This is a genomic window from Sphingomonas sp. CFBP 13603, assembly GCF_014892665.1.
Lineage (GTDB): Bacteria > Pseudomonadota > Alphaproteobacteria > Sphingomonadales > Sphingomonadaceae > Sphingomonas.
The window spans coordinates 39,566-60,580 of sequence record NZ_JADBIA010000017.1 but is presented as its reverse complement, the minus strand read 5'-3'; the positions used below and the strand labels follow the sequence as shown (position 1 = coordinate 60,580).

Here is a 21,015-nt window from a genome sequence, read left to right as displayed (position 1 = left end):
CAGCGCGCGGGTCAGGCTGCAGTTCGACGCGGCGGTGCCTCGCGGAAGCGCCAGACGTCGCCGCGGACGCTGGCGATGATCCCAGCCTGCGTGGTGCGCTTGCCAGTCATCAGCGAGTCGAGCAGGCTTTCGATGTTGGCCGCCTCGGTCCATTCGGGTGCGACGATGCCGGCGTCTTTGCGGACCGTGCCGATCGCGCGGCGCGCAAGGCGGCGGAGGATTTCGCGAGGCAGCTTCTCGACCGCGAGCTTCACTTCGCCGCCGCCGACCTTGGCGCGTTCGGTCCAGATCCAGTCGACCATCGCGCGGACGTCGGTATCGGTCTCGGCAAGCGCAGCGGCGGCGCGCGCAAGATTGGGCGTGCCGAGCCATTCGTTCTCGCCGAGCAACCGGCGGAAACGGGTGCGATCGTGGCGGTCGTCGTGGTTCGAGGGATCGTCGAAGAAAGGCACTTCAGCACGGCGGACGATCGCACGGAGTTCGGCACGGCGCCAATCGAGCAAGGGGCGGACGACCGTGACGCCGTGGATGTCGGTGCGGGCGCGGACACCGGCGAGACCGGCTAGCCCTGACCCGCGAGCGGCGCGCATGAGGAAGGTTTCGGCCTGGTCGTCGGCGTGGTGGCCGGTGACGAGCGCCCCTGCCCCGATCGCGCAGGCGTGGTCGGTGAGGAGGGCGTAGCGCGTGGTGCGCGCCTGCGCCTGGATGCTGGCGCCGGTGATCGGTTCGCTGGGGGCGAGCGTGGCGTGGGCGATGCCGAGCGTCGCGCAATGCGCGGCGACCATCGCGGACTCCTCCACCGCTTCGGGGCGAAGGCGGTGGTCGATGCTGGCGACCGTGAAGCCCGGGGGGAGCGCTTCGTGCGCGAGGGTGAGCATCGCCATGCTGTCGGGACCGCCGGAGACGGCGAGCAGCGGGTTGGTAATGTCGCTGGCGAGGCGCGCGAAGTCGGCGGCGAAGCGGCGTCCTTCTTCGGTCATGCGAAGACAGTCCTGACGGTCGAGCGGTCACCACCCCGGCGGAGGCCGGGGCCCAATTGGGGGACGGTGATGACTAAGCGTAGCCCTTCGTTACGACGACCTTGCCAATTGGGCCCCGGCCTCCGCCGGGGGGGTGGTAAAGTGCGACGTGAGATCACGGACAGGCAGGTACGCGTGCGCACTGGAAGATGCCTTACTTGCACTTCGCCGCACTGCGCCCGGCGGCGACCTGCCCCTTCATCGCCGCCGCCATCTTGGCACCGTAGACGTCGTTCAGTTCGTCATACACCTTGCACGCGTCGGCCGGCTTGTTGAGCTTGGTCAGCGCCTGGCCAAGATACAGCAGGCTGTCCGGCGCACGCTCGCCCTCGGGCATCTTCTTGTAATTGTCGTAGAACGCCATCGAGGCGAGGCTCGGCTTGCCCTCGTCGAGATACGACCGGCCGAGCAGGTTCTGCGCATAGCTGGCGCGCTTGCTCTTCGGGTAGTCGGCGACGACCTTCTTCAGCTGCGCCTCGGCTTGCGGATACTGCTTGGCCGCCCAGAGGCGGTAGCCGTACATATACTCGTCCTCCGCCGGATCGCCGGTCGACGGCTTCTCGACCGAGACCTTGGTCGGCGTCGCCGCGCCGGGCTTGCTCGCGGCTTCGGGGCGCGTGGTCGGGCGTGATGGACCACTCGACTGATCATCGGATTCGATCGGGCCGCCAGTCCCCGCACCCGTCGCGATCGGCGCGGGACCGGTCTCGAGCGACTTCAGCCGTGCGTCGTTCGAGCGGCGGTAATTGTCGAACGCGTCCTGCAACTGACGCGTGCGGTTCTGGTTCTGCTCGATCTGCTCGGTGAGCGAGGTCATCTGCTGTTCGAGCGACGTGACGCGCTGGTTCACGTCGGCGAGCGCGCTGGTGGCGGGCGAGCCTGGCCCCGGGCCCTGCTCGCTCTGCGGCGCGCGGACTTCGGGCTGGAGCATCTGGCCCGCACCACCCGGGAAGACCTTCCGCTGGACCGCGCGCATTTCGCTTTCGAGCTTGCCGACGCGGCCCTCGACATTTTGTGCCTGTACGGCAGCGGGCAGCAACGCCGCGAGGCAGACGCCGACCAGAATTGACTTACGCATGGGCCACACCCCCCGGTGGATTGGTTAATCGTCCGGGTATAGCTGCACTACCCATCCTGTCGCCAGCCTTAAGACCCTGGCGCCGGTCTGCCGCCGTTACGGATTGGGCGTTGCCGTAGCGGCAGGTGGTGGATTGGCGGCTGCGTCCAGATTGGCGCGCTGCGTTTCGCTCAAAGGACGACGCGGCGTGCGGGGACGGCTTGCAGTACGCGACCGCTCGGACGACCGCGTCGACGTCGCTTCGGTCGCGGTCGGCGTGGCCTGAGGCTCGGGCGTGCCGGCGATCCGCGCGGCGATGGCCGGCGCCCCCACGGACACGTCCTTGATCGCGCGTTCACCGGTGCCGAGCGCAGGGGCTGCGGCGCCGTTGAGCGTCACCGCCAGCTTGTCGGCGCGACCGATGTTGATCTTCGGGTCCTTGGCATCCTTCGGCACGTCGAACTTCTCGCCGGGCTTCATCGTGCCGAGGTAGAGCGTCTTGTTGTCGGCATCGTAAACGCGCATCCATACCTCGTCCGAGGCAGTCAGCGTGACCTGCCCGTTGGCGGGCGTGGCCGGCGCAGGGACCGGTTGCGCGGTCTGCGCGGCGGGGTTCGGCGCGCTCTCGGCGATCGGCGTCGTGGTCGAACCATTGCTCGATCCGCGGAACATGTCGGTGCCGTACCACAGCCCGACCAGCACCAGCACCGCGATCGCGATGCCCAGCGCGACGATCGCCAGCCCGCGCGAAGGCACGCGCGACGGATCCGTCATCTCGTACGGTTCGTATTCGGGCTTCTTGCTGCCCAACTTCGCGACGTCACTCCGGACGATGTTGGCGATCTGCACCTCGTCGATGCCCATCGCGCGCGCATAGGCACGGCTGAAACCGACTGCGTAGGTCGAGGACGGCAGCGTCGAATAATCGGATGCCTCGATCGCTTCGAGATGCCGCAACGGCACACGGGTACGCGTCGCGATATCCGCGACGGTCAGGCCCTGCGCCTCGCGCGCCTTGCGGAGAATGTCGCCAGCACGCTCTGGTTGAGCGGGTGCTGCGTTCTGGCCGGTTTCGACCTCGTCCATTCTTGTCTCCGAACACGGGTGCGTAGCGTTTCCCGCCATGTCACCCGTCTTTCAGAGGGCCCCAGCCGTGTCAACGCACCGAACGTCTTAACCGCAGCTTTCCGCCGATCAGACGATTTCGACGCCGTTTTCGGTTGCCCAGTTGGTCAGCGCGCCGCGCATGTCGCGCGGAGGATCAGCCAGCAGTCCTGCCATGTATGCGGTGAGCGCGGCGCGATCGAGCGAGCGCGTCATCGCCTTGATCGGACCGACTGCGGCGGGGGTGATCGACAACCTCTCGATACCGAGCCCGATCAGCGCCATCGCCTCCAGCGGACGCCCACCCATCTCGCCGCAGACCGCCAGATCGACCGAGGCATCGCGGACCGGCGCGACCAGCCGTGCGATGAAGCGGAGGATCGACGGGCTGAGCCAGTCGTAGCGCTCGGCGAGCTTCGGGTTGGCGCGATCGGCGGCAAACAGGAACTGCGTGAGGTCGTTGGTGCCGATCGACAGGAACTCGATCTTCGGCAGCAGGATGTCGAGCATTTCGGCGAGCGCCGGCACCTCCAGCATCGCGCCGTAGCGGATCGCGAGCGGCATCTTCCGCCCGCGCCCCTCGAGCCAAGTCCGCTGTGCCTCGAACAGCGCGCGCGCCTCGTCGAACTCCCAAGGCTCGCTGACCATCGGGAACATCACGTTGAGCGTGCGACCGGCGGCGGCTTCTAGGAGGGCGCGCGCCTGCACCTTCATCAACCCGTCACGCTCCAAGCCGAGGCGCAGCGCGCGCCAGCCCATTGCCGGATTCTCCTCGTCGGAATCTTCCTTGTTGAGATACGGCAGCGCCTTGTCGCCGCCGATATCGACGGTGCGGAAGATCACGGGACGATCACCGGCCGCATCGAGCACTTCGCGGTACAGGCGCTGTTGACGCTCGCGCTGCGGCAGCGTGGCGGAGACGAGGAACTGGAATTCGGTGCGGAACAGGCCGATGCCGTCGGCTCCGGTGACGTCGAGCGCGGCGACGTCGTCGCGGAGGCCGGCATTTACCATCAGCGTGAGTCGGTGGCCGTCCTTGGTGATCGGCGGAACGTCGCGGAGTGCGGCGAACGCCGCCTTGCGCTTTTGACGCATCGCGAGGCGCGCCTCGAACGCTTCCTCCATTGCCGCCGAGGGTCGGGCGAAGACGTTGCTCTCGGCGCTGTCGAGCAACAGCATGTCGCCCTCTGCAACCAACCGGCGGATGTCGCGGACGCGCCCGAGCACGGGTACACCCATTGCGCGTGCGACGATCGTGACGTGCGCGGTCAGCGAGCCTTCTTCCAGGATCACGCCTTTGAGACGCCGTTTGTCGTATTCGAGCAGTTCAGCCGGGCCAAGGTTGCGCGCGATGAGGATGGTGTCCTGGCGAAGCCCCATCTGCGCGGCGGTGCCCATCTGGCCCGAGACGATCCGAAGCAGCCGGTTCGACAGGTCCTCCAGATCGTGCATCCGGTCGGCGAGCAGCGGGTCGTCGATCTGGCGCATGCGCTGGCGGGTGCGTTGCTGGACGCGCTCGATCGCCGCCTCGGCGGTGAGGCCGGAGTCGATCGCCTCGTTGATGCGCCGTGCCCAGCCCTCGTCATAGGCGAACATCTTGTAGGTCTGGAGCACTTCGACATGCTCGCCGCCCACGCCGAATTCGGCCTCGCGCGTCATCCGGTCGATGCCTTCACGCATCTTGTCGAACGCCGCATAGACGCGGTGCCGCTCGGCGTCGGTGTCCTCGGCGACGGTGTGCTCGATGTGGATGCGCGGCTGGTGATAGACCGCGTAGCCCGCGCCCATGCCGTCGACCAGCTTCTGGCCAGGAATCCGCATCGCCGCGGTCGACTGCGGCCGGTCCGCGCCGCCGCCGGTGGTGTCGATGAGACCTGCGTTGGCGATCAGTTCGGAGAGCACCATCGCGACCGTCTGCAACGCCTCGATCTCGACGTCGGCATATTTGCGACGGTCGGTGTGCTGGACGGCCAGGACGCCCACCGAGCGCTCGCGACGGATGATTGGGACGCCAGCGAAGCTGTGGAAGCGGTCCTCGCCGGTCTCGGGCTTGTAGGCGAAGTCGGGATGGCTGGCGGCTTCGTCGAGGTTGAGCACCTCGACGTCCTCGGCGATCGTGCCGACCAGACCTTCGCCGAGCGCGAGCTTGGTGACGTGGACGGCCGCCTGGTCGAGGCCGCGGGTCGCGAACAGTTCGAGCACGCCTTCGCGCAACAGGTAGATCGAGCAGACTTCGCTGTCGATCGCGGTGGCGATGATGCCGACGACGGCGTTCAGCTTGGCTTGCGCGGACGTGCGCGACGCCATCACGTCGTGAAGGCTGGTGAGGATTTCGCGGGCGGAGGCGGCGGCCGAAAGGGGCATTGGGGTTGGCTATCAGATGAAGCGCTTGGGTGCCACGCAACAAAAGCAGTGTCGCACCCAAGTTCGATCGATCTCTGGGTGTGGATTCTTACAAATGAGATTGGTGCTGATCGCGGCGCGTAAATCTCATCGGCTCCGGTTGCCCCTCCCCCTTGTTCTCCCGCGAAGGCGGGAGCCCAGTCTGGGTCCCCGCCTTCGCGGGGAAACACGGTAGCGCGTACGCAACCAGTTACGCGTCGAACAGGCCGTCCTGGCTCCCCGCCGGCGGGTTCAGGCCAAGGTGCTTCCACCCTCCCGCATTCAGGAACCGACCGCGAGCGGTGCGCGCGATCAGGCCGAGCTGGATCAGATAGGGCTCGATCACTTCCTCGATCGTGTCGCGCGGTTCGCTGAGACCTGCCGCCAGCGTCTCCACGCCGACCGGGCCACCGCGGTAGATGTCGGCGATCATCATCAGATAGCGGCGGTCCATCGCGTCGAGCCCAAGCGAATCGACTTCCAGCCGGTTGAGCGCAGCATCCGCCGCCCGTGCATCGACCGTCTCATGCCCTGCGACATTTGCGAAATCGCGCACCCTTCGCAGCAACCGCCCGGCGATACGCGGGGTCCCCCGCGCACGCCGCGCAATCTCCATCGCGCCATCCTTTGCGATGCCCAGCCCGAGCAGCCCTGCAGCGCGCGTCACCACCCGCTCCAGTTCCTCGACCGTATAGAATTGCAGCCGCACCGGGATGCCGAAGCGATCGCGTAACGGAGTCGTCAGCAACCCCTGCCGCGTCGTCGCACCGATCAGCGTGAACCGCGGCAAGTCGATCCGCACCGATCGCGCGCTCGGCCCCTCGCCGATCATCAGGTCGAGCGCACGGTCCTCCATCGCCGGGTAGAGCACCTCCTCGACCGCGGGCTGCAACCGGTGGATTTCGTCGATGAACAGCACGTCGCCATCCTCGAGATTGGTCAGCAGCGCGGCGAGATCGCCCGACTTGGCGATCACCGGCCCCGAGGTGGCGCGAAACCCGACTCCCATTTCGCGCGCGACGATCTGCGCGAGAGTGGTCTTGCCGAGTCCCGGCGGGCCGAAGAACAGCACGTGATCGAGCGCATCGCCACGCGACTTCGCCGCCTGAATGAAGATGCGCAGATTCTCGCGCGCGGCCTTCTGCCCGACGAATTCGTCTAGCGTCTTCGGGCGCAGCGCGGCGTCGACGTCTTCGGGACGCTTGGCGGCAGTCAGGATGCGGTCTGTATCGGTCACATCCCCGCGATAGCGCGCTCGCGGTGAAGGGGGCAAGGCGGCTATGGGGGTGGGATGACCAACGACACCTCGCACCCCGATTTGTATCTGCTGGGCGGAGTCTCGCCCGCGCTGGAGGCGACGCTCGCCGAGCGCTTCACGCTGCACCGCAAGGATCCGCCGGCGACGACACGCGCGCTCGTCGGTGGCGGGAGCAGCGTGGTCGATGCGGCGCTGCTCGATCGCTTGCCCGCACTGGAGATCATCGCGATCCACGGCGTCGGCTACGACGGGATCGACCTTGCCGCGACCAAGGCGCGCGGCATCGCGGTGACGACGACGCCGGACGTGCTGACCGACGACGTCGCGGACCTCGCTATCGGGCTGATGCTGGCGGTGCAACGGGGGATCGTCGCGAACGACCGCGCGGTGCGGGACGGCGGGTGGCAGGTCGATCTCGCGCGCCGGGCGAGCGGGCGACGGATCGGGATCTTCGGGCTCGGCCGGATCGGGAGGGCCATCGCCAAGCGTGCTGCGCCGTTTGCGAACGAACTTCACTACACCGCGCGTTCCGCCAAGCCGGATTTCGCGGGCATTTTCCATGCCGACATCGCGTCGCTTGCAGCCGCGTGCGACGTGCTGATCATTGCCGCACCCGGGGGCGAGGCGACGTCGCATATCGTGGATGCGGGGGTTCTCGCGTCGCTTGGCGAGGACGGTATCCTCGTCAACATCGCTCGCGGTAGCCTGGTCGACGAACCGGCGTTGGTGGCGGCACTACTGGACGGGACGATCGCCGGGGCGGGGCTAGATGTGTTCGCCGACGAACCTGCGATTCCCGACGCGGTCAAGGCGCTGGATCAGGTTGTCCTGTCACCGCATCAGGGTAGCGCGACCGTCGACGGGCGGACGGCGATGGCGGCGTTGGTGGTTGCGAACCTCGACGCGCATTTCGGCGGACGACCATTGCCGACTGCACTCTGAGACAGGGACCTTGGGAAACCAAGCCCCCTTTCCGTTCGCCCTGAGCGAAGTCGCAGGGTGTGCCCCAAGAGAAGGTGCTTCGACTTCGCTCAGCACGAACGGAAGGTGGGAACGAGCAAAGGGTTAAAAAACGGACTGAACGAGTCCGAACCCTACGCCTTCGATGCCTTGCGTAGCGCCAGCCGGACCAGCGCATCGAGCGAAGCGCCCGGTCCCAGCTCCTCGTCCGCCGCCGCCACCGCGACACTCGCCTCGTTCGGGCGGAACCCGAGGTTGAGCAAAGCCGACACCGCATCCGCGGACGCGCCGGGTGCGGCGTTGACCACCGCCGGCCCGAGACCGAGCGCGATGCCGCCGACCTTGTCCTTCAGTTCCATCACGATGCGCTGTGCAAGCTTCGGCCCCACGCCGTTCGCGCGCGCGACCATCGCCTTGTCGCCACTCGCGATCGCGCGGCTCAGATCGACGGGCTCCAGCGCCGACAGGATCGCGAGCGCGACGCGGGCGCCGACCCCCTGCACGCCCGTCAGCAACCGGAACCAGTCGCGCTCGTCTGCGCTCGAAAATCCCACGAGCCGCTGAAAATCCTCGCCCACCAGCAATTCGGTGAACACGGTACAAGCCTCGCCGATCGGGCCTAAGGCCGACAGCGTGCGCGCCGACGCACCGACCAGATACCCGACGCCGCCGACGTCGATCACGGCATGGTCGATACCCGTTGAGTCCAGACGTCCCTTGAGATGCACGATCATTCGGCATGCGGTAGATCAAAGGAGGAGCGTCGTCATCCAGTCAAAATCCGCTCTCCGCACTTCACGGCTCGTTACACGCTCGGCCGCAACCGATCTTCCCCGGTCGTCGATCGCCCCGTGACCGGCGCAGGCGATTTGACGACGCCGTGAAGGGCCTGGGTCGGAGCGCCGATCACCGCAGCGCGCGCGCGCAGGCTTGCCCTCAGAAACACCGTGTCGGATGCAACGAAACGCCGCGGCGTCGTGCCGAGGAACGTGCCCGCGTCGCGCAGGAAATGCGAGGCATCGAAATAGCTGCTGTCAATCTTCGAATAGTCGGCCATGCCGTCCGTCCGGATCAGCCCGATGAACGACCGGAGAAACCGGGCACGTCGCAGCAGCAGCTTCGGTGGCATGCCGAAATGGCGCGTCGCCATGCGCCGCAGTTCGTGCGTCGGGATATCGAGTCGATCGGCGACGTCCTTCATCTCGATCACGCCGTCGGTCACCGTCAGCGCGGTGAAGGCGCGGATCAGATCTTCGCGCGGGTGCGCTCGCTGGAACAGCGGACCGAGAACCGCGTCGAGCAGCGGCTTGATGAACGAGTCATCGTCCAGCGCATCGAGCCCCTCGATCAGACGCGCGGAAAGCTCTGCACCGAGCACTGCCGACAATGGCGTGACCCGATTGTGGAAATCGCCTGCCGACCGGGCCGTCAGTCGCGACCAGCCCAGCGCGCTCAGGCCAATGCCCACGGCGATCCCACCGGTCGTTTCCGTCCGGAAGGCGCGGCTGGTAGGGCCGTAGAAGCTGGCCCGATCGACTGGCCCGAACCGGTGATTGCCGATCGATACGGTCAACGGGCCCGCATCGACGACGACCGAGATCATCGCCGGGGCGGGCAGATACCAGTTGAGCATCGGGGTACGATCGTCCGATGCATAGATCGCATAGCCCGTCAGATATTCGGACAGGCTGGGATCGGGGAGATCGTACCGCATCCGCATTCCGGGTGGCATCGCAAACGCGCCTGCCGGAACATTATGGCTGTTGGTGCCGCCGCTTACCTGATCGAGGTTCATCGCTCTACCTTGATCTATATTAAAGATTAACCATGGCGCGACTGCCACACTGTCATCGGTCTGGCCAGAAAAACTTTAATGGCCGGTAAGTCTTGGAATTTGCATCCGTTATGGACCCAAATCTAGAAACGCATCGAGCACACGGAGTGTCAGTCGGACAGTCCGTTTCAGTTACGATCGTCCTCCGTGAACGCCGTCGATAAGTTCTGCGGGGAGCAGCTTACCTGCCAACTCTAGTTGTCGGACTTTGTCCGATCTCAGCGTCATGATCGACGTCGGACAAAGACTATCACGCGTCGCCGGGTCTTCAAAGCTTCTAAGACCGAGCCGGACGCGGCGGCGAGGATCAGGCCCCGATCCCGGATCGCCGCGCCAGGGCGGCGGCACTCGCGACGTGATGCGCATGCGTGATCGCGACCGCGAGCGCATCGGCGGCGTCGGGTCCGGCAAGCTTGGCGCCCGGCAGCAGTACCGCCATCATCGCCTGGATCTGTTTCTTGTCCGCGCCGCCGGTGCCGACGACGCCCTTCTTGACGGTCGAGGGGTGATATTCGCCGATATGCAGCCCTGCACCCGCCGCCGCGAGCAGGACGACGCCGCGCGCCTGGCCAAGCTTCAACGTCGATTGCGCGTTGGTATTGCCGAGCACTTCCTCGACCGCGGCACCATCGGGGCGTTCGGTGCGAATGACGTCGATCAGCGCATTGTAGAGCGCTGTCAGGCGGCGAGGGAGCGCCATCGATGGATCGGTCTTGATCTGGCCGTTGGCGATATGGCTCAGGCGGTTGCCGTCGGCGCGAATAACGCCCCAGCCGGTGGTGCCGAGGCCAGGGTCAAGTCCTAGGATGATCATGAGAAGAAAGAAGATTGGTTCGCGCGGAGGCGCGGAGGCGCGGAGGGGATGCGTTCCTGGCGATCGTCTCGCGTCAGCGGGACTTTCGATTCTCCGGGCCGGCCGACAGAAATGAGGCCGCTGGCGCGGAGGACGTAGCCACGAAGCGCTACTCTCCGCGCCTCCGCGTCTCCGCGCGAACCAACCTTCTTCATCTCAACCCAAGGTCTCCATGATCTCGTCGGAGATCTCGTAATTGCCCCACACCGTCTGCACGTCGTCGTCGTCGTCGAGCGCGTCGATCAGCTTGAACAGCGTCGCCGCATCGTCCGCACCGACCGCGACCATCACCTGCGGGCGCCAGGCGAGCTTCGCGCCTTCCGCCTCGCCGAGCTTCGCTTCCAGAGCCTTCGCCACCTCGTGGAGGTCGCCCTGCGCGGTCCAGACCTCATGCCCGTCCTCGCTCGACGTGACGTCCTCGGCACCCGCCTCGAGCGCCGCTTCGAACACTGTGTCGGCATCGCCCGCGCTCGCCGGATACGAGATCAACCCGACGCGGTCGAACGCGTGGCTGACAGAACCGCCCGCGCCGAGGTTGCCGCCGTTCTTGCCGACCGCGACGCGCACGTTGGTCGCGGTGCGGTTGCGGTTGTCGGTCAGCGCCTCGATGATCAGCGACACGCCGCCGGGGCCGAAACCCTCGTAGCGGATCTCTTCGTAATTCTCGGCATCGCCGCGGCTCGCCTTGTCGATCGAGCGCTGGATGTTCTCCTTGGGCAGCGACGCCGCCTTGGCCGCGTTCACCGCCGCACGCAGGCGCGGGTTCATGTCGACGTCGGGCAGGCCCATCTTGGCCGCGACCGTGATTTCCCGGCTGAGCTTGCTGAACGCCGACGAGCGCTTCTTGTCCTGCGCGCCCTTGCGGTACATGATATTCTTGTATTTGGAATGGCCTGCCATCGGTGCCTCTAATAGCCTGATGCGGTGGCTTTAGGACGGTGAGGCCGTTTTCGCCAGAGCGTCGATCTTCTGCTCGATCGCGTCGAGCCGCGCGAGCACCAGATGATCGATCTTGTGGTGCACGCGCAAAATGTCGAGTTCGGCGCGCAGGTTGGTCTCGTAGTCGAGGCTCGCCGCCAAGCGATCCTTCGCCGATTGCCGGTTCTGGCTCATCATGATCACAGGCGCCTGGATCGCGGCGACCGTCGACAGCATCAGGTTGAGGAAGATGTAGGGATACGGATCGAACGCCGCGCCGAAATGCGTCAGGATATCCGAGTTCAGCAGCATCCAGCCGAGCAGCACGACCGTAAAGGCGATGATGAACGCCCATGATCCACCGATCGCCGCGACCCGGTCCGACAGGCGTTCGCCGAACGTCGATCGCTCGTCCGACACGTCAGCGGCATCGCGGCTGACCGTTGTGCCCGCCTCGATGCCGGCGAGGACGCGGCGCTCCTCGTCGTCGAGATCGCCCGGCGCCTTGCCGAGCAGTCGCTGCGAGAGATCGGCGAGCAGGGATTGTTTCGTAGCCATGTTTTGCGCCCTAGCCCGGAATGCGGATTATGCCAGTGCGCAAAGCCCCCACTTGCGACGGAAGCGACAAAGACTCCTTGCTCCCACACGCCCGCACCTGCCAAACGCGCGGCATGACGGTTAGCGTGAATATGGGCACCGACGGCAATGGTACTGCCGTCGGCGTCGACCTGGAGGAACTACTCGCCACCCGCCTGTTGGTGCAGGGCAATTCGGGCTCGGGAAAATCGCATCTGCTTCGCCGCTTGCTCGAGCGATCGGCGGGGCATGTCCAGCAGATCGTGATCGATCCGGAGGGCGATTTCGTGACGCTCGCGGGGCCGCACGGTCATGTCGTGATCGAAGCCGGCGACTATAGCGAACGCGAAATCTCGCGCATCGCGACGCGGTTGCGCGAACACCGGACGTCCGCGGTGCTCAGCCTCGAAGGACTCGAGGTCGAGGGCCAGATGCGCTGCGCCGCGTCGTTCCTGTCCGCGCTGTTCGATGCGCCGCGCGAGCATTGGTATCCCGTGCTGGTGGTGGTCGACGAGGCACAGATGTTCGCGCCGGTTACCGGCGGCGAGGTCTCGGAAGAGGTTCGTCGGGCGTCACTGGCGGCGATGACGAACCTGATGTGCCGTGGGCGTAAGCGCGGTCTCGCCGGGGTGATCGCGACGCAGCGTCTGGCGAAGCTTGCGAAGAACGTCGCCGCGGAAGCGTCGAACTTCCTGATGGGCCGCACTTTCCTCGACATCGACATGGCGCGCGCGGCGGATTTGCTCGGCATGGAACGGCGCCAGGCGGAAGCGATTCGCGATCTCCAGCGCGGCACGTTCATGGCGCTTGGGCCGGCAGTCTCGCGGCGGCCGATCACGGTGAAGATCGGCGACGTCGCGACCTCCGCGCGCAGCGGCAGCCCGAAGCTCACCCCCCTCCCCAGCGCCGCGCCGATGGACCTTCAGGACCTGCTGTCCGAGCCGGTGGTCGACGCGCCCGAACTCGGCCTGATGTTCGATTCGCGCCCACGTCGCGTGCCGGCGGAGGAACTGCTCGACGGCATCGCCCGCCCGCCCGAACCACGCACCGCCGCGCCGCCGCCGCCCGAGAAGACCGACGACGAGGTCGAGGCGGTCTACGCGGACGTGTTCCGCGCGATCGTCGAGGATCCGGAGTCGACGCTGCGGCCGCCGTCGGTGCTGTTCCAGGATTTCCAGGTGCGCTGCCGGATGGGGGGGCTGGCGAAACCGCCGCTAGACCTTCCCGGTTTCGTGCGTCGCCTAAGCTGCGCCCGCGCCGGCATCTTCGACATGACCGACGAAGCCTGGACGGCCGCCCTCGACGTTGCGAGCGGCCTCCCCGACGACATGCTCGGCGCGTTCCTTTTGGTGGCGCGCGCGGCACGTGAAGGCGAACCCTGCCCGTCCGACGCGCGCATCGCGGCCACGTACGGCACGAGTTCGATCGGCCGGGTGAAGCGCCTGATCGGCTACATCGAAAGCCGCGAACTGATCGTGTGCCGCACCGATCTCGCCGGCAAGCGCTCGATCACGATCCCCGGGCTGGGCTGGACAACGCTACCGGCGGAAGCGGCCTAGCGGATCGGCGTGAACTGCGCCGACACGAAACGCCACTCCTTGCCGATCCGTCGCGCGACGAAGCCGGCCCGCAGCGCGCGCGTCTGCATCTGGCCGTCCTTGCCGGGCACCGCATAAGCGATCCGCATCGTGACGACACCGATCGTGCCAGCAGGGCGCGCGACGGTTTCGGTAATCGTCATCGGCGGCGCGGGCTTCTTCTTGTCGGGAGCATAGAAACCGAACACGCGCTCGCGGGAATCGACCTCGCCGACGGGCGACACTTCCTGGTATTCGGGCGCCATCATCGCGATCATTGCCGCCTGATCGAACCTGTTGCGGACCTGAACGAACGCCTCCGCCCGCTGGGCGAGGTTGTGCGCCTCGGCCTCGACCGATTGCGCCGCCACGGGAGCACTGACCAGTGCCGCCGCGATTCCCAGAAATACCCGCATGCCTGCCCCCGATGCATTGTTGCATAACGGCAATACACCCAAGCTTCAGGTGCAGCAATGACGATACAAGTTGCCCAAACTAGAATGCGAAAGCGATGGCGAGACCGGCGATCACGCCGACTTGTACCATCGCGATCAGCTGGAGCCGGCTAACGAACGGTTGCTTACGTGTCTTGTGCCGGTAGCGACCTCGCGCCCAGAACGCACCGGGGCTACCGCCGAGTGCCGCGAACCAAAGCAAGCGGGACTCGGGGACGCGCCACGCGCCGGTCGACGATCGCCGTTTGTCGATCGCGAACGCGGCGACGGTGATCATGTTGATGATCAGGAACAGGACTAACGCCGCCACGATCGGGAGAAACATTCTCTACCGGTACATCGAGCGGGTTAACGCGGTGCCCCCTAGTGACCCGACACCATATCGGGCGAGGCACCGCGCGAGATCAGAAATCCTCAGATCATCCCCAACGCCTGAAGATACACTTCGAGGATCGCTTCCTCCTCCTGATATTCTTCCTTCTTCTTCTTCCGGATCGACAGGATTTTCCGGATCGCCTTGGGGTCGTAGCCACGGCCCTTGGCTTCGGCCATCACGTCCTTGATGTCGTCCGAGATACCCTTCTTCTCTTCTTCGAGACGCTCGGCGCGCTCGATCAGCAGGCGCAGTTCGTCCGCTGCGACCGCGCCGCCGCCCATGCCGTGTTGCCGTTCGTCAGACATCGAAAATTCCCCACTCGCCAGCGCCCACGCGCCGGTCAAAAGCCAATCAAGATACAAGCCCGCACCGGTGATCGCCGTCCGGAGACGTCCTGAATCATGCCGAATTGGGTGCGGGCCTGCGTCTAGGCGTTTACCGTGTTAGGCTCAATCGCCTGAATCAGACGGCCCCGTTTTTGGGCGCGTTCTTCGCGACGCTTTCCTTCATTCGCGCGAGTTGCTCGGGGTTCGCGTCGCCCTGGTGGTGCGCCTTCCATTCCGCATACGGCATCCCGTACACCGTTTCCCGCGCCGCATCCTTCGACATGCCGCCGGCCTCTTCGACCCAGTCCGACAGGCAGTTGCGGCAGAAACCGGCTAGGCCCATCAGGTCGACGTTCTGCGCGTCCTCGCGGTGTCGGAGGTGGCGGATCAGGCGACGAAAGGCCTGCGCCGCTACGGCATCGTCGAGTGTGGCAAGCGAGTCGCTTTCGGGATTCATTCGTATGCTCCGTGGTTGATCCCGCGGAGATAGGGTTTAAGGCCCGTCGCGGCAAAGACCTCCCCCAGGAAACGCACGCATGACAATGGCCATCGCCCCCCGTTCGCGGAAAGTCCGCATCCTCGCGACGCTCGGCCCTGCCAGCAGCACCCCCGAGATGATCGCGACGCTCTTCCGCACGGGCGCAGACGCGTTCCGGATCAACATGAGTCACGGCGATCAGCAGTCGAAGATCGCCGTGATCCAGGCGATTCGCGCGCTGGAGAAGGAATTCGGCCGCCCCTCGACGATCCTCGCCGATCTCCAGGGACCGAAGCTGCGTGTCGGCAAGTTCGACGGCGGCCGGACCGTGCTCGAAACCGGCTCGACCTTCGTACTCGACCGCGACCCGACGCCGGGCGACGCGACGCGGGTGGAACTGCCACACGACGAGATCTTCGCGGCGATCGAGCCGGGCGCGCGCCTGCTGCTCGACGACGGCAAGCTCGTGTTGCGCGTCGTGTCGCATAGCCCGCGTGAGATCACGACGCGCGTCGAGGTCGGCGGCGCGCTGTCGAACAGCAAGGGGCTGAACGTCCCCGACGTGGTGCTGCCGATGGCGGCGCTGACCGAGAAGGATCGCAGCGATCTCGACTTCGCGGTCGACCAGGGCGTCGACTGGATCGCGCTGTCGTTCGTGCAGCGACCGGAAGATCTTTGGGAAGCGCGGAAACTGATCGGCGGCAAGGCAGCGCTGATGGCGAAGATCGAGAAGCCGGCGGCGATCGAGCGGCTCGAGGAGATCGTCGAGGCCTGCGACGGCGTGATGGTCGCGCGCGGCGATCTTGGCGTCGAGCTGCCGCCGCAGCAGGTGCCGCCTTTGCAGAAGCGCATCGTCGAGGTCTCGCGCCGGATGGGCCGCCCGGTGGTGGTCGCGACGCAGATGCTCGAATCGATGATCACGTCGCCCTCCCCTACGCGGGCGGAAGTGTCGGACGTCGCGACCGCGGTGTATGACGGTGCCGACGCGATCATGCTGTCGGCGGAGAGCGCGGCAGGCGCGTGGCCGGTCGAATCGGTGGCGATGATGGATGCGATCGGTGTGTCGGTCGAGGCCGATCCCGAGCATGGCGACCGCATGCACTTCACCGTGATGAAGCCCGACCCGACGACCGCGGATGCGCTCGCCGAGGCCGCGAAGAACATCGCCGCGACGGTTTCGGCGGTGGCGATCATCTGCTTCACCACCTCGGGCTCGACCGCCCGCCGGATCGCGCGCGAGCGGCCGTCGGTGCCGCTGCTGGTGCTGACGCCGAGCGATGAGACCGCACGGCGCCTGGGGCTGCTGTGGGGGACACATGCCGTGCATACGCGCGACGTCGAGTCGTTCGAGGACATGGTGGCCAAGTCGAAGCGGATGGCGTTGCGGCACGGGATGGCGAAGGCCGGCGACCGGGTGATCGTGCTCGCGGGCGTGCCGTTCCGGACGCCTGGGTCGACCAACGTGTTGCACGTGGTGCGGATCGTCGGCGATGAGCTGAAGGGGCATCATTCGCAGGTTTGATTTTTTGGGGGGGGGAGCTGGCGAAGGGCGCTTGCTCGTCGCTGCCGCGCACTACGTCTGCCCTCAAGGCTGGGGAGAGCCCACCCAAGCTGTTCCCCCGCGAAGGCGGGGGGCCAGGATACCAAGCGCCACGGTATTCAACTGTTCCCCCGCGTCCGCGGGGGAACGGCCTCGTTGGAATGCGCGCTACGGCCGCGAGAATGCCCCGCGCAAACCGGAACAGCAACCAGCCCCCTTCCCCGTCATGCCGGGCTCGTTCCGGCATCCGCCGTTCCGCATACTCGCAGCCTTTGGAGTATGCGGGCCGGTGGGCCCCGGCCTCCGCCGGGGTGACGGGATGGAGTTGAACTGCGTTTTGCATGCCGCCTGCTCAGATCGAGCCCCGTTGACCGGGGAGCGCCACCTTTATCCAACCAAGCCACCACCCCGGCGAAGGCCGGGGCCCAATTGGGGAACGGTAACGGTGAAGCTCTCACTGCGTTACGACGACCTTTCCAATTGGGCCCCGGCCTTCGCCGGGGTGGAGCTGTGGGGCGGGTGTACGAGCTAATCTAGGCTAGCGCTCCGCGCCTGAATACGCGATGCCGCGCGTAACGGACCGCACGGGAGGGCGAACGCAATGACATTACGCGAGAAGATCGGTTGGGGCGCCCTTGCGCTCCTCGCAGCCTGCGCGCTCGCGGTCGTCGCGTTCGAGCGCGGCGAGCATGTCAACGCGCTGTGGATCGTCACCGCGGCCGTGTCGGTCCAGCTGATCGCCTACCGGTTCTACGCGCGGTATATCGCGCGGCATGTGATGCAACTCGACCCAAGTCGCCAGACCCCGGCGCTGCGCCGCGCGGACGGCCTCGACTACGTCGCGACCGATCGCAACGTCCTGTTCGGGCATCACTTTGCCGCCATCGCGGGCGCAGGCCCACTCGTCGGCCCTGTGCTCGCCGCGCAGATGGGCTATCTCCCCGGCACGCTGTGGATCCTCGCCGGCGTCGTGCTCGCGGGTGCGGTGCAGGACTTCATGATCCTGTTCATCTCGATGCGCCGCGACGGGCGGTCGCTCGGCGAGCTTATCCGCATGGAGATGGGCGCGGTTCCCGGCGTGATCGCGCTGATCGGTGCGTTCGCGATCATGGTCATCATCCTCGCCGTGCTAGCGCTGATCGTGGTGCGCGCGCTCGCCGGGAGTCCGTGGGGGCTGTTCACCGTCGCCGCGACCATCCCGCTCGCCTTCCTGATGGGCATCTACACGCGCTGGATCCGGCCCGGGAAGGTCGGCGAAGTCTCCGTTCTCGGCGTCATCGGGCTCCTCGCCGCGATCGTCTATGGCGGCACCGTCGCCGCCTCGCCGACGCTCGCGCCGCTGTTCACGCTGACGCCGGTCCAGCTTTGCGTGCTGATGGTCGGCTACGGCGCAGTCGCTTCCGTCCTGCCGGTGTGGCTGTTGCTCGCCCCGCGTGATTACCTGTCGACCTTCCTGAAGATCGGCGCGATCGTCGCGCTGGCGATCGGTATCGCGGTCGTCGCGCCACCGCTGCGGATGCCTGCGCTGACCCCGTTCATCGACGGCAGCGGCCCGGTCTGGTCGGGCGGGCTGTTCCCGTTCCTGTTCATCACGATCGCGTGCGGCGCGGTCTCGGGCTTCCACGCACTGATCGCCAGCGGCACCACGCCGAAGCTGATCGCCAACGAGGGCGACGCGCAGTTCATCGGCTACGGCGCGATGCTGATGGAAAGCTTCGTCGCGATCATGGCACTGGTCGGTGCGTCGATCCTCGATCCCGGCGTGTATTTCGCGATGAACAGCCCGGCGGCGGTGGTCGGTACCGACTTCGCGTCCGCTGCGACCGCGGTTACGGCAATGGGCTTCCCCATCACGCCGGAACTGCTCGCGCAAACCGCGAAAGACGTCGGCGAGACCACGATCGTCTCGCGCACCGGCGGCGCGCCGACGCTGGCGGTGGCGATGTCGGAGATCTTCAGCCACCTCGTCGGTGGGCAGGCGATGAAGGCGTTCTGGTATCACTTCGCGATCCTGTTCGAGGCGCTGTTCATCCTCACCGCGGTCGATGCGGGGACGCGCGCCGGGCGGTTCATGCTTCAGGACCTGATCGGGCTCGCGGTGCCGTCGTTCCGTAATGCCTCGGCGATCGTGCCCGGGCTGATCGCGACCGCGCTCTGCGTGATCGCCTGGGGGTTCTTCCTGTACCAGGGCGTTACCGACCCCTTGGGCGGCGTGAACACGCTGTGGCCGTTGTTCGGCATCTCGAACCAGATGCTCGCGGCGGTCGCGCTGGTGCTGGCGACGGTGGTGCTGTTCCGGATGAAGCGCCAGCGGTACGCCTGGGTGACGATCCTGCCCGCCGCGTGGCTGTGCCTGTGCACGATCACCGCAGGGCTGATGAAGTTGTTCGCGAGCGATCCGAAGGTCGGCTTCCTCGCGCATGCGTCGAAGTTCGCGGACGCGGCGGCGCGGGGTGAGTTGCTCGCGCCGGCCAAGACGATGGCGGAGATGCAGCGGATCGTGCTCAACGACCGGATCGACGCGGCGCTGTGCGCGCTGTTCCTCGCGGTGGTGCTGTCGATCGTCTTCTTTGGTATGCGGACGTGTCTGGCGGCGCTGAAGATCGACCGGCCGACGGTGACCGAAGTCCCGCCGCAGCTGGTGGCCGCAGAATGATCCGCGCGCTCTACGCAAAGGCACGCGAGACCGCGCTGCTGATGGTCGGCGTGCCGTCCTATGCCGCGTACCGCCAGCACATGGCCGAGCGGCATCCCGACCACGCGCCGATGGACGAACGCGCGTTCTTCCGCGATCGGCAGGAGGCCCGATACGGCAGCAAGGGCGGGGGACGCTGCTGTTGACCGATGGGGTTTCCACCGTTGCGCGATTGCGGAGCGCGACGGCAGCGGATCACGACGCGGTCGATGCGGGTTTCGGGCGCTACAACCTGACGGATACGGACGATTACCGCGCTTTCCTGATCGCGCATGCCAGGGCTTTGCCCGCCATCGAGACTTGGTTGGCCGCGATTCCGGGGCTGTCGGCGGTCCGATCGCGGGGGGCGGCGCTGGCCGAGGATCTTGCCGCGCTAGGGGAGGACATGCCCGCGCCGATGACGTTCGACGTGCCGGCGAGCGCTGCCGCCGGGTGGGGCGCGATGTATGTGGTCGAGGGGTCGCGGCTCGGCGGTATCATGTTGTCGCGGTCGGTGCCCGACGGGATGCCCTCGGCCTATCTCGGCGCGAAGCATCTGTCGGGCGAGTGGCGCGCATTACTGACCGCGATCGACGAGGAGCCCGCCGACGATGCCTGGGTCGAGGAGGCTATCGTCGGCGCCAAGGCGGCGTTCGACCTGTATCGGCGCGCGCCGGCCTGATCTCCCCGATCTCAGCGGAGGAGCTTCGGTGCTTCCTTGCGGATCATGTCCTGCACCTTGCTCGCGAACAGGCCGAGGATCCCGGGCAGGTCGACGACCGCGTGGACGTTGGTCTCGAACACGGTGACCGCGCTGGCAATCGTCTGCCCCATCGCCTTGACGGTGAAGTGCAGCGTGTCGCCATCCCAGCGGTGATCGGTCACAGAACCGCCGGGAATGTTCGCGCCGATCTTGTCGATGCTGCCGTCGAGCCGCGCGCGAACCGCCGCCTTGCCGAGCTGATGGGGTACGTCGACGGTGATGGGAGTGCCCATGTGCGTTCCTTGAATCGAGTATGGCCTTAAGTGGCGAAAATCATGTCGTCGTTGGCGAACGCCTTGAATTCGAGAGCGTTGCCGCTGGGATCGAGAAAGAACATCGTCGCCTGCTCACCGGGCTCGCCCTTGAAGCGGATGTACGGCGCGATCCCGAACTGGACGCCGGCGGCGGTGACGCGTTCCGACAGCGCGGTCCAGTCGTCCATCGTCAGCACAACGCCGAAATGCGGGACCGGGACGGCATGGCCGTCGACCGCGTTCTCGACCGCGACGGGTTTGGCCGTAGGGTCGAGGTGCGCGACGATCTGGTGGCCGAACAGGTCGAAGTCGATCCAGTGGTCGCTGGAGCGGCCTTCGCGGCAGCCGAGGGTGTTGCCGTAGAAGGTGCGGGCGGCGGCCAGGTCGTGGACCGGGAAGGCTAGATGGAAGGGGCGTAGGGTCATTGGGGGAAGATAGGTCGGGAAGGTAGGTTCGTCACCCTTGGGTTTATGTGCTTTGCCTGTGGTACATGGCGGAGCGCGTTCTTGTTCTCCCGCGAAGGCGGGAGCCCAGTCTGGGCTCCCGCCTTCGCGGGAGAACAAACTTTGATGCGGGCGCCCTACCCCTCACACTGCACCACCCCGGCGTAG

The 21,015-nt window shown here is 66.5% G+C and carries 22 protein-coding genes; 6 read left to right on the top strand and 16 right to left on the bottom strand.

Features of this window, described 5'->3' with window-relative positions:
- Nucleotides 1–11 precede the first annotated feature (11 nt).
- From tilS to ruvB, 5 genes are all read right to left on the bottom strand, one after another.
- The gene (tilS, locus tag IFR23_RS19130) at nt 12–980 is read right to left on the bottom strand and encodes a tRNA lysidine(34) synthetase TilS (protein ID WP_192977208.1); all 969 of its coding nucleotides are present in this window, start codon (nt 978–980) and stop codon (nt 12–14) included.
- A 193-nt stretch (nt 981–1,173) separates the two neighbouring features.
- The gene (locus IFR23_RS19125) at nt 1,174–2,097 is read right to left on the bottom strand and encodes a tetratricopeptide repeat protein (protein WP_192977207.1); all 924 of its coding nucleotides are present in this window, start codon (nt 2,095–2,097) and stop codon (nt 1,174–1,176) included.
- A gap of 96 nt (nt 2,098–2,193) precedes the next feature.
- The gene (locus tag IFR23_RS19120; RefSeq protein ID WP_192977206.1) at nt 2,194–3,162 is read right to left on the bottom strand and encodes a helix-turn-helix domain-containing protein; all 969 of its coding nucleotides are present in this window, start codon (nt 3,160–3,162) and stop codon (nt 2,194–2,196) included.
- Between the two features lie 108 nt (nt 3,163–3,270).
- Nucleotides 3,271–5,544, bottom strand: a complete 2,274-nt coding sequence (ptsP, locus tag IFR23_RS19115) for a phosphoenolpyruvate--protein phosphotransferase (RefSeq protein ID WP_192977205.1) — start codon at nt 5,542–5,544, stop codon at nt 3,271–3,273.
- 229 nt (nt 5,545–5,773) lie between these two features.
- Nucleotides 5,774–6,799, bottom strand: coding sequence for a Holliday junction branch migration DNA helicase RuvB (ruvB, locus tag IFR23_RS19110; RefSeq protein WP_056061260.1), 1,026 nt, complete (start codon nt 6,797–6,799; stop codon nt 5,774–5,776).
- A gap of 54 nt (nt 6,800–6,853) precedes the next feature.
- On the opposite strand from ruvB, the gene IFR23_RS19105 reads away from it, so the two are divergent.
- Nucleotides 6,854–7,762 (top strand): 2-hydroxyacid dehydrogenase, encoded by a 909-nt coding sequence (locus IFR23_RS19105; RefSeq protein ID WP_192977204.1) that lies wholly within the window; start codon nt 6,854–6,856, stop codon nt 7,760–7,762.
- A gap of 152 nt (nt 7,763–7,914) precedes the next feature.
- Here IFR23_RS19105 and ruvA read toward each other — a convergent pair whose 3' ends face one another.
- The 5 genes from ruvA to IFR23_RS19080 form a co-directional block, all read right to left on the bottom strand.
- Nucleotides 7,915–8,514, bottom strand: a complete 600-nt coding sequence (gene ruvA, locus IFR23_RS19100) for a Holliday junction branch migration protein RuvA (protein ID WP_093399715.1) — start codon at nt 8,512–8,514, stop codon at nt 7,915–7,917.
- A 71-nt stretch (nt 8,515–8,585) separates the two neighbouring features.
- Entirely contained in the window at nt 8,586–9,575 is a 990-nt protein-coding gene (locus tag IFR23_RS19095) for a hypothetical protein (protein ID WP_192977203.1), read from the bottom strand.
- A 346-nt stretch (nt 9,576–9,921) separates the two neighbouring features.
- Nucleotides 9,922–10,428 (bottom strand): crossover junction endodeoxyribonuclease RuvC, encoded by a 507-nt coding sequence (gene ruvC / locus IFR23_RS19090; protein ID WP_056061275.1) that lies wholly within the window; start codon nt 10,426–10,428, stop codon nt 9,922–9,924.
- 195 nt (nt 10,429–10,623) lie between these two features.
- On the bottom strand, nt 10,624–11,367 hold the full coding sequence (locus tag IFR23_RS19085) for a YebC/PmpR family DNA-binding transcriptional regulator (RefSeq protein WP_056051712.1): 744 nt from the start codon (nt 11,365–11,367) through the stop codon (nt 10,624–10,626).
- Between the two features lie 30 nt (nt 11,368–11,397).
- Entirely contained in the window at nt 11,398–11,943 is a 546-nt protein-coding gene (locus IFR23_RS19080) for a DUF1003 domain-containing protein (protein ID WP_192977202.1), read from the bottom strand.
- Between the two features lie 113 nt (nt 11,944–12,056).
- Between IFR23_RS19080 and IFR23_RS19075 the strand changes: the two genes are divergently transcribed.
- Complete coding sequence (locus tag IFR23_RS19075; RefSeq protein ID WP_055873757.1) at nt 12,057–13,520, top strand: ATP-binding protein; 1,464 nt, start codon at nt 12,057–12,059, stop codon at nt 13,518–13,520.
- On the opposite strand, the gene IFR23_RS19070 is transcribed toward IFR23_RS19075, so the two are convergent.
- From IFR23_RS19070 to IFR23_RS19055, 4 genes are all read right to left on the bottom strand, one after another.
- Nucleotides 13,517–13,954 (bottom strand): nuclear transport factor 2 family protein, encoded by a 438-nt coding sequence (locus IFR23_RS19070; protein ID WP_192977201.1) that lies wholly within the window; start codon nt 13,952–13,954, stop codon nt 13,517–13,519. The genes IFR23_RS19075 and IFR23_RS19070 overlap by 4 nt on opposite strands.
- A 79-nt stretch (nt 13,955–14,033) precedes the next feature.
- Nucleotides 14,034–14,318, bottom strand: coding sequence for a DUF1294 domain-containing protein (locus tag IFR23_RS19065; RefSeq protein WP_192977200.1), 285 nt, complete (start codon nt 14,316–14,318; stop codon nt 14,034–14,036).
- A gap of 89 nt (nt 14,319–14,407) precedes the next feature.
- The gene (locus IFR23_RS19060; protein WP_197942503.1) at nt 14,408–14,650 is read right to left on the bottom strand and encodes a DUF2312 domain-containing protein; all 243 of its coding nucleotides are present in this window, start codon (nt 14,648–14,650) and stop codon (nt 14,408–14,410) included.
- Nucleotides 14,651–14,831: 181 nt separating this feature from the next.
- A complete protein-coding gene (locus IFR23_RS19055; RefSeq protein ID WP_192977199.1) occupies nt 14,832–15,152 on the bottom strand; it encodes a DUF1244 domain-containing protein in 321 nt (106 codons plus the stop codon).
- Between the two features lie 79 nt (nt 15,153–15,231).
- Between IFR23_RS19055 and pyk the strand changes: the two genes are divergently transcribed.
- The 4 genes from pyk (at nt 15,232) to IFR23_RS19035 (ending at nt 20,069) form a co-directional block, all read left to right on the top strand.
- A complete protein-coding gene (pyk, locus tag IFR23_RS19050; RefSeq protein WP_192146814.1) occupies nt 15,232–16,695 on the top strand; it encodes a pyruvate kinase in 1,464 nt (487 codons plus the stop codon).
- 619 nt (nt 16,696–17,314) lie between these two features.
- Entirely contained in the window at nt 17,315–19,369 is a 2,055-nt protein-coding gene (locus tag IFR23_RS19045) for a carbon starvation CstA family protein (RefSeq protein ID WP_192977198.1), read from the top strand.
- Complete coding sequence (locus IFR23_RS19040) at nt 19,366–19,554, top strand: YbdD/YjiX family protein (RefSeq protein WP_056061299.1); 189 nt, start codon at nt 19,366–19,368, stop codon at nt 19,552–19,554. Before IFR23_RS19045 ends, IFR23_RS19040 begins: the two co-directional genes overlap by 4 nt.
- Nucleotides 19,551–20,069 carry a biliverdin-producing heme oxygenase gene (locus IFR23_RS19035; RefSeq protein WP_192977197.1) on the top strand — a complete coding sequence of 173 codons (519 nt, stop codon included), beginning with the start codon at nt 19,551–19,553 and terminating at the stop codon, nt 20,067–20,069. The genes IFR23_RS19040 and IFR23_RS19035 overlap by 4 nt, the downstream gene beginning before the upstream one ends.
- 11 nt (nt 20,070–20,080) lie before the next feature.
- Here the strand turns inward: IFR23_RS19035 and IFR23_RS19030 are convergent, their stop codons facing one another.
- Both IFR23_RS19030 and IFR23_RS19025 read right to left on the bottom strand, forming a co-directional pair.
- On the bottom strand, nt 20,081–20,383 hold the full coding sequence (locus IFR23_RS19030) for a polyhydroxyalkanoic acid system family protein (protein WP_056051730.1): 303 nt from the start codon (nt 20,381–20,383) through the stop codon (nt 20,081–20,083).
- Nucleotides 20,384–20,409: 26 nt separating this feature from the next.
- The gene (locus tag IFR23_RS19025; protein WP_192977196.1) at nt 20,410–20,829 is read right to left on the bottom strand and encodes a VOC family protein; all 420 of its coding nucleotides are present in this window, start codon (nt 20,827–20,829) and stop codon (nt 20,410–20,412) included.
- Nucleotides 20,830–21,015 lie beyond the last annotated feature (186 nt).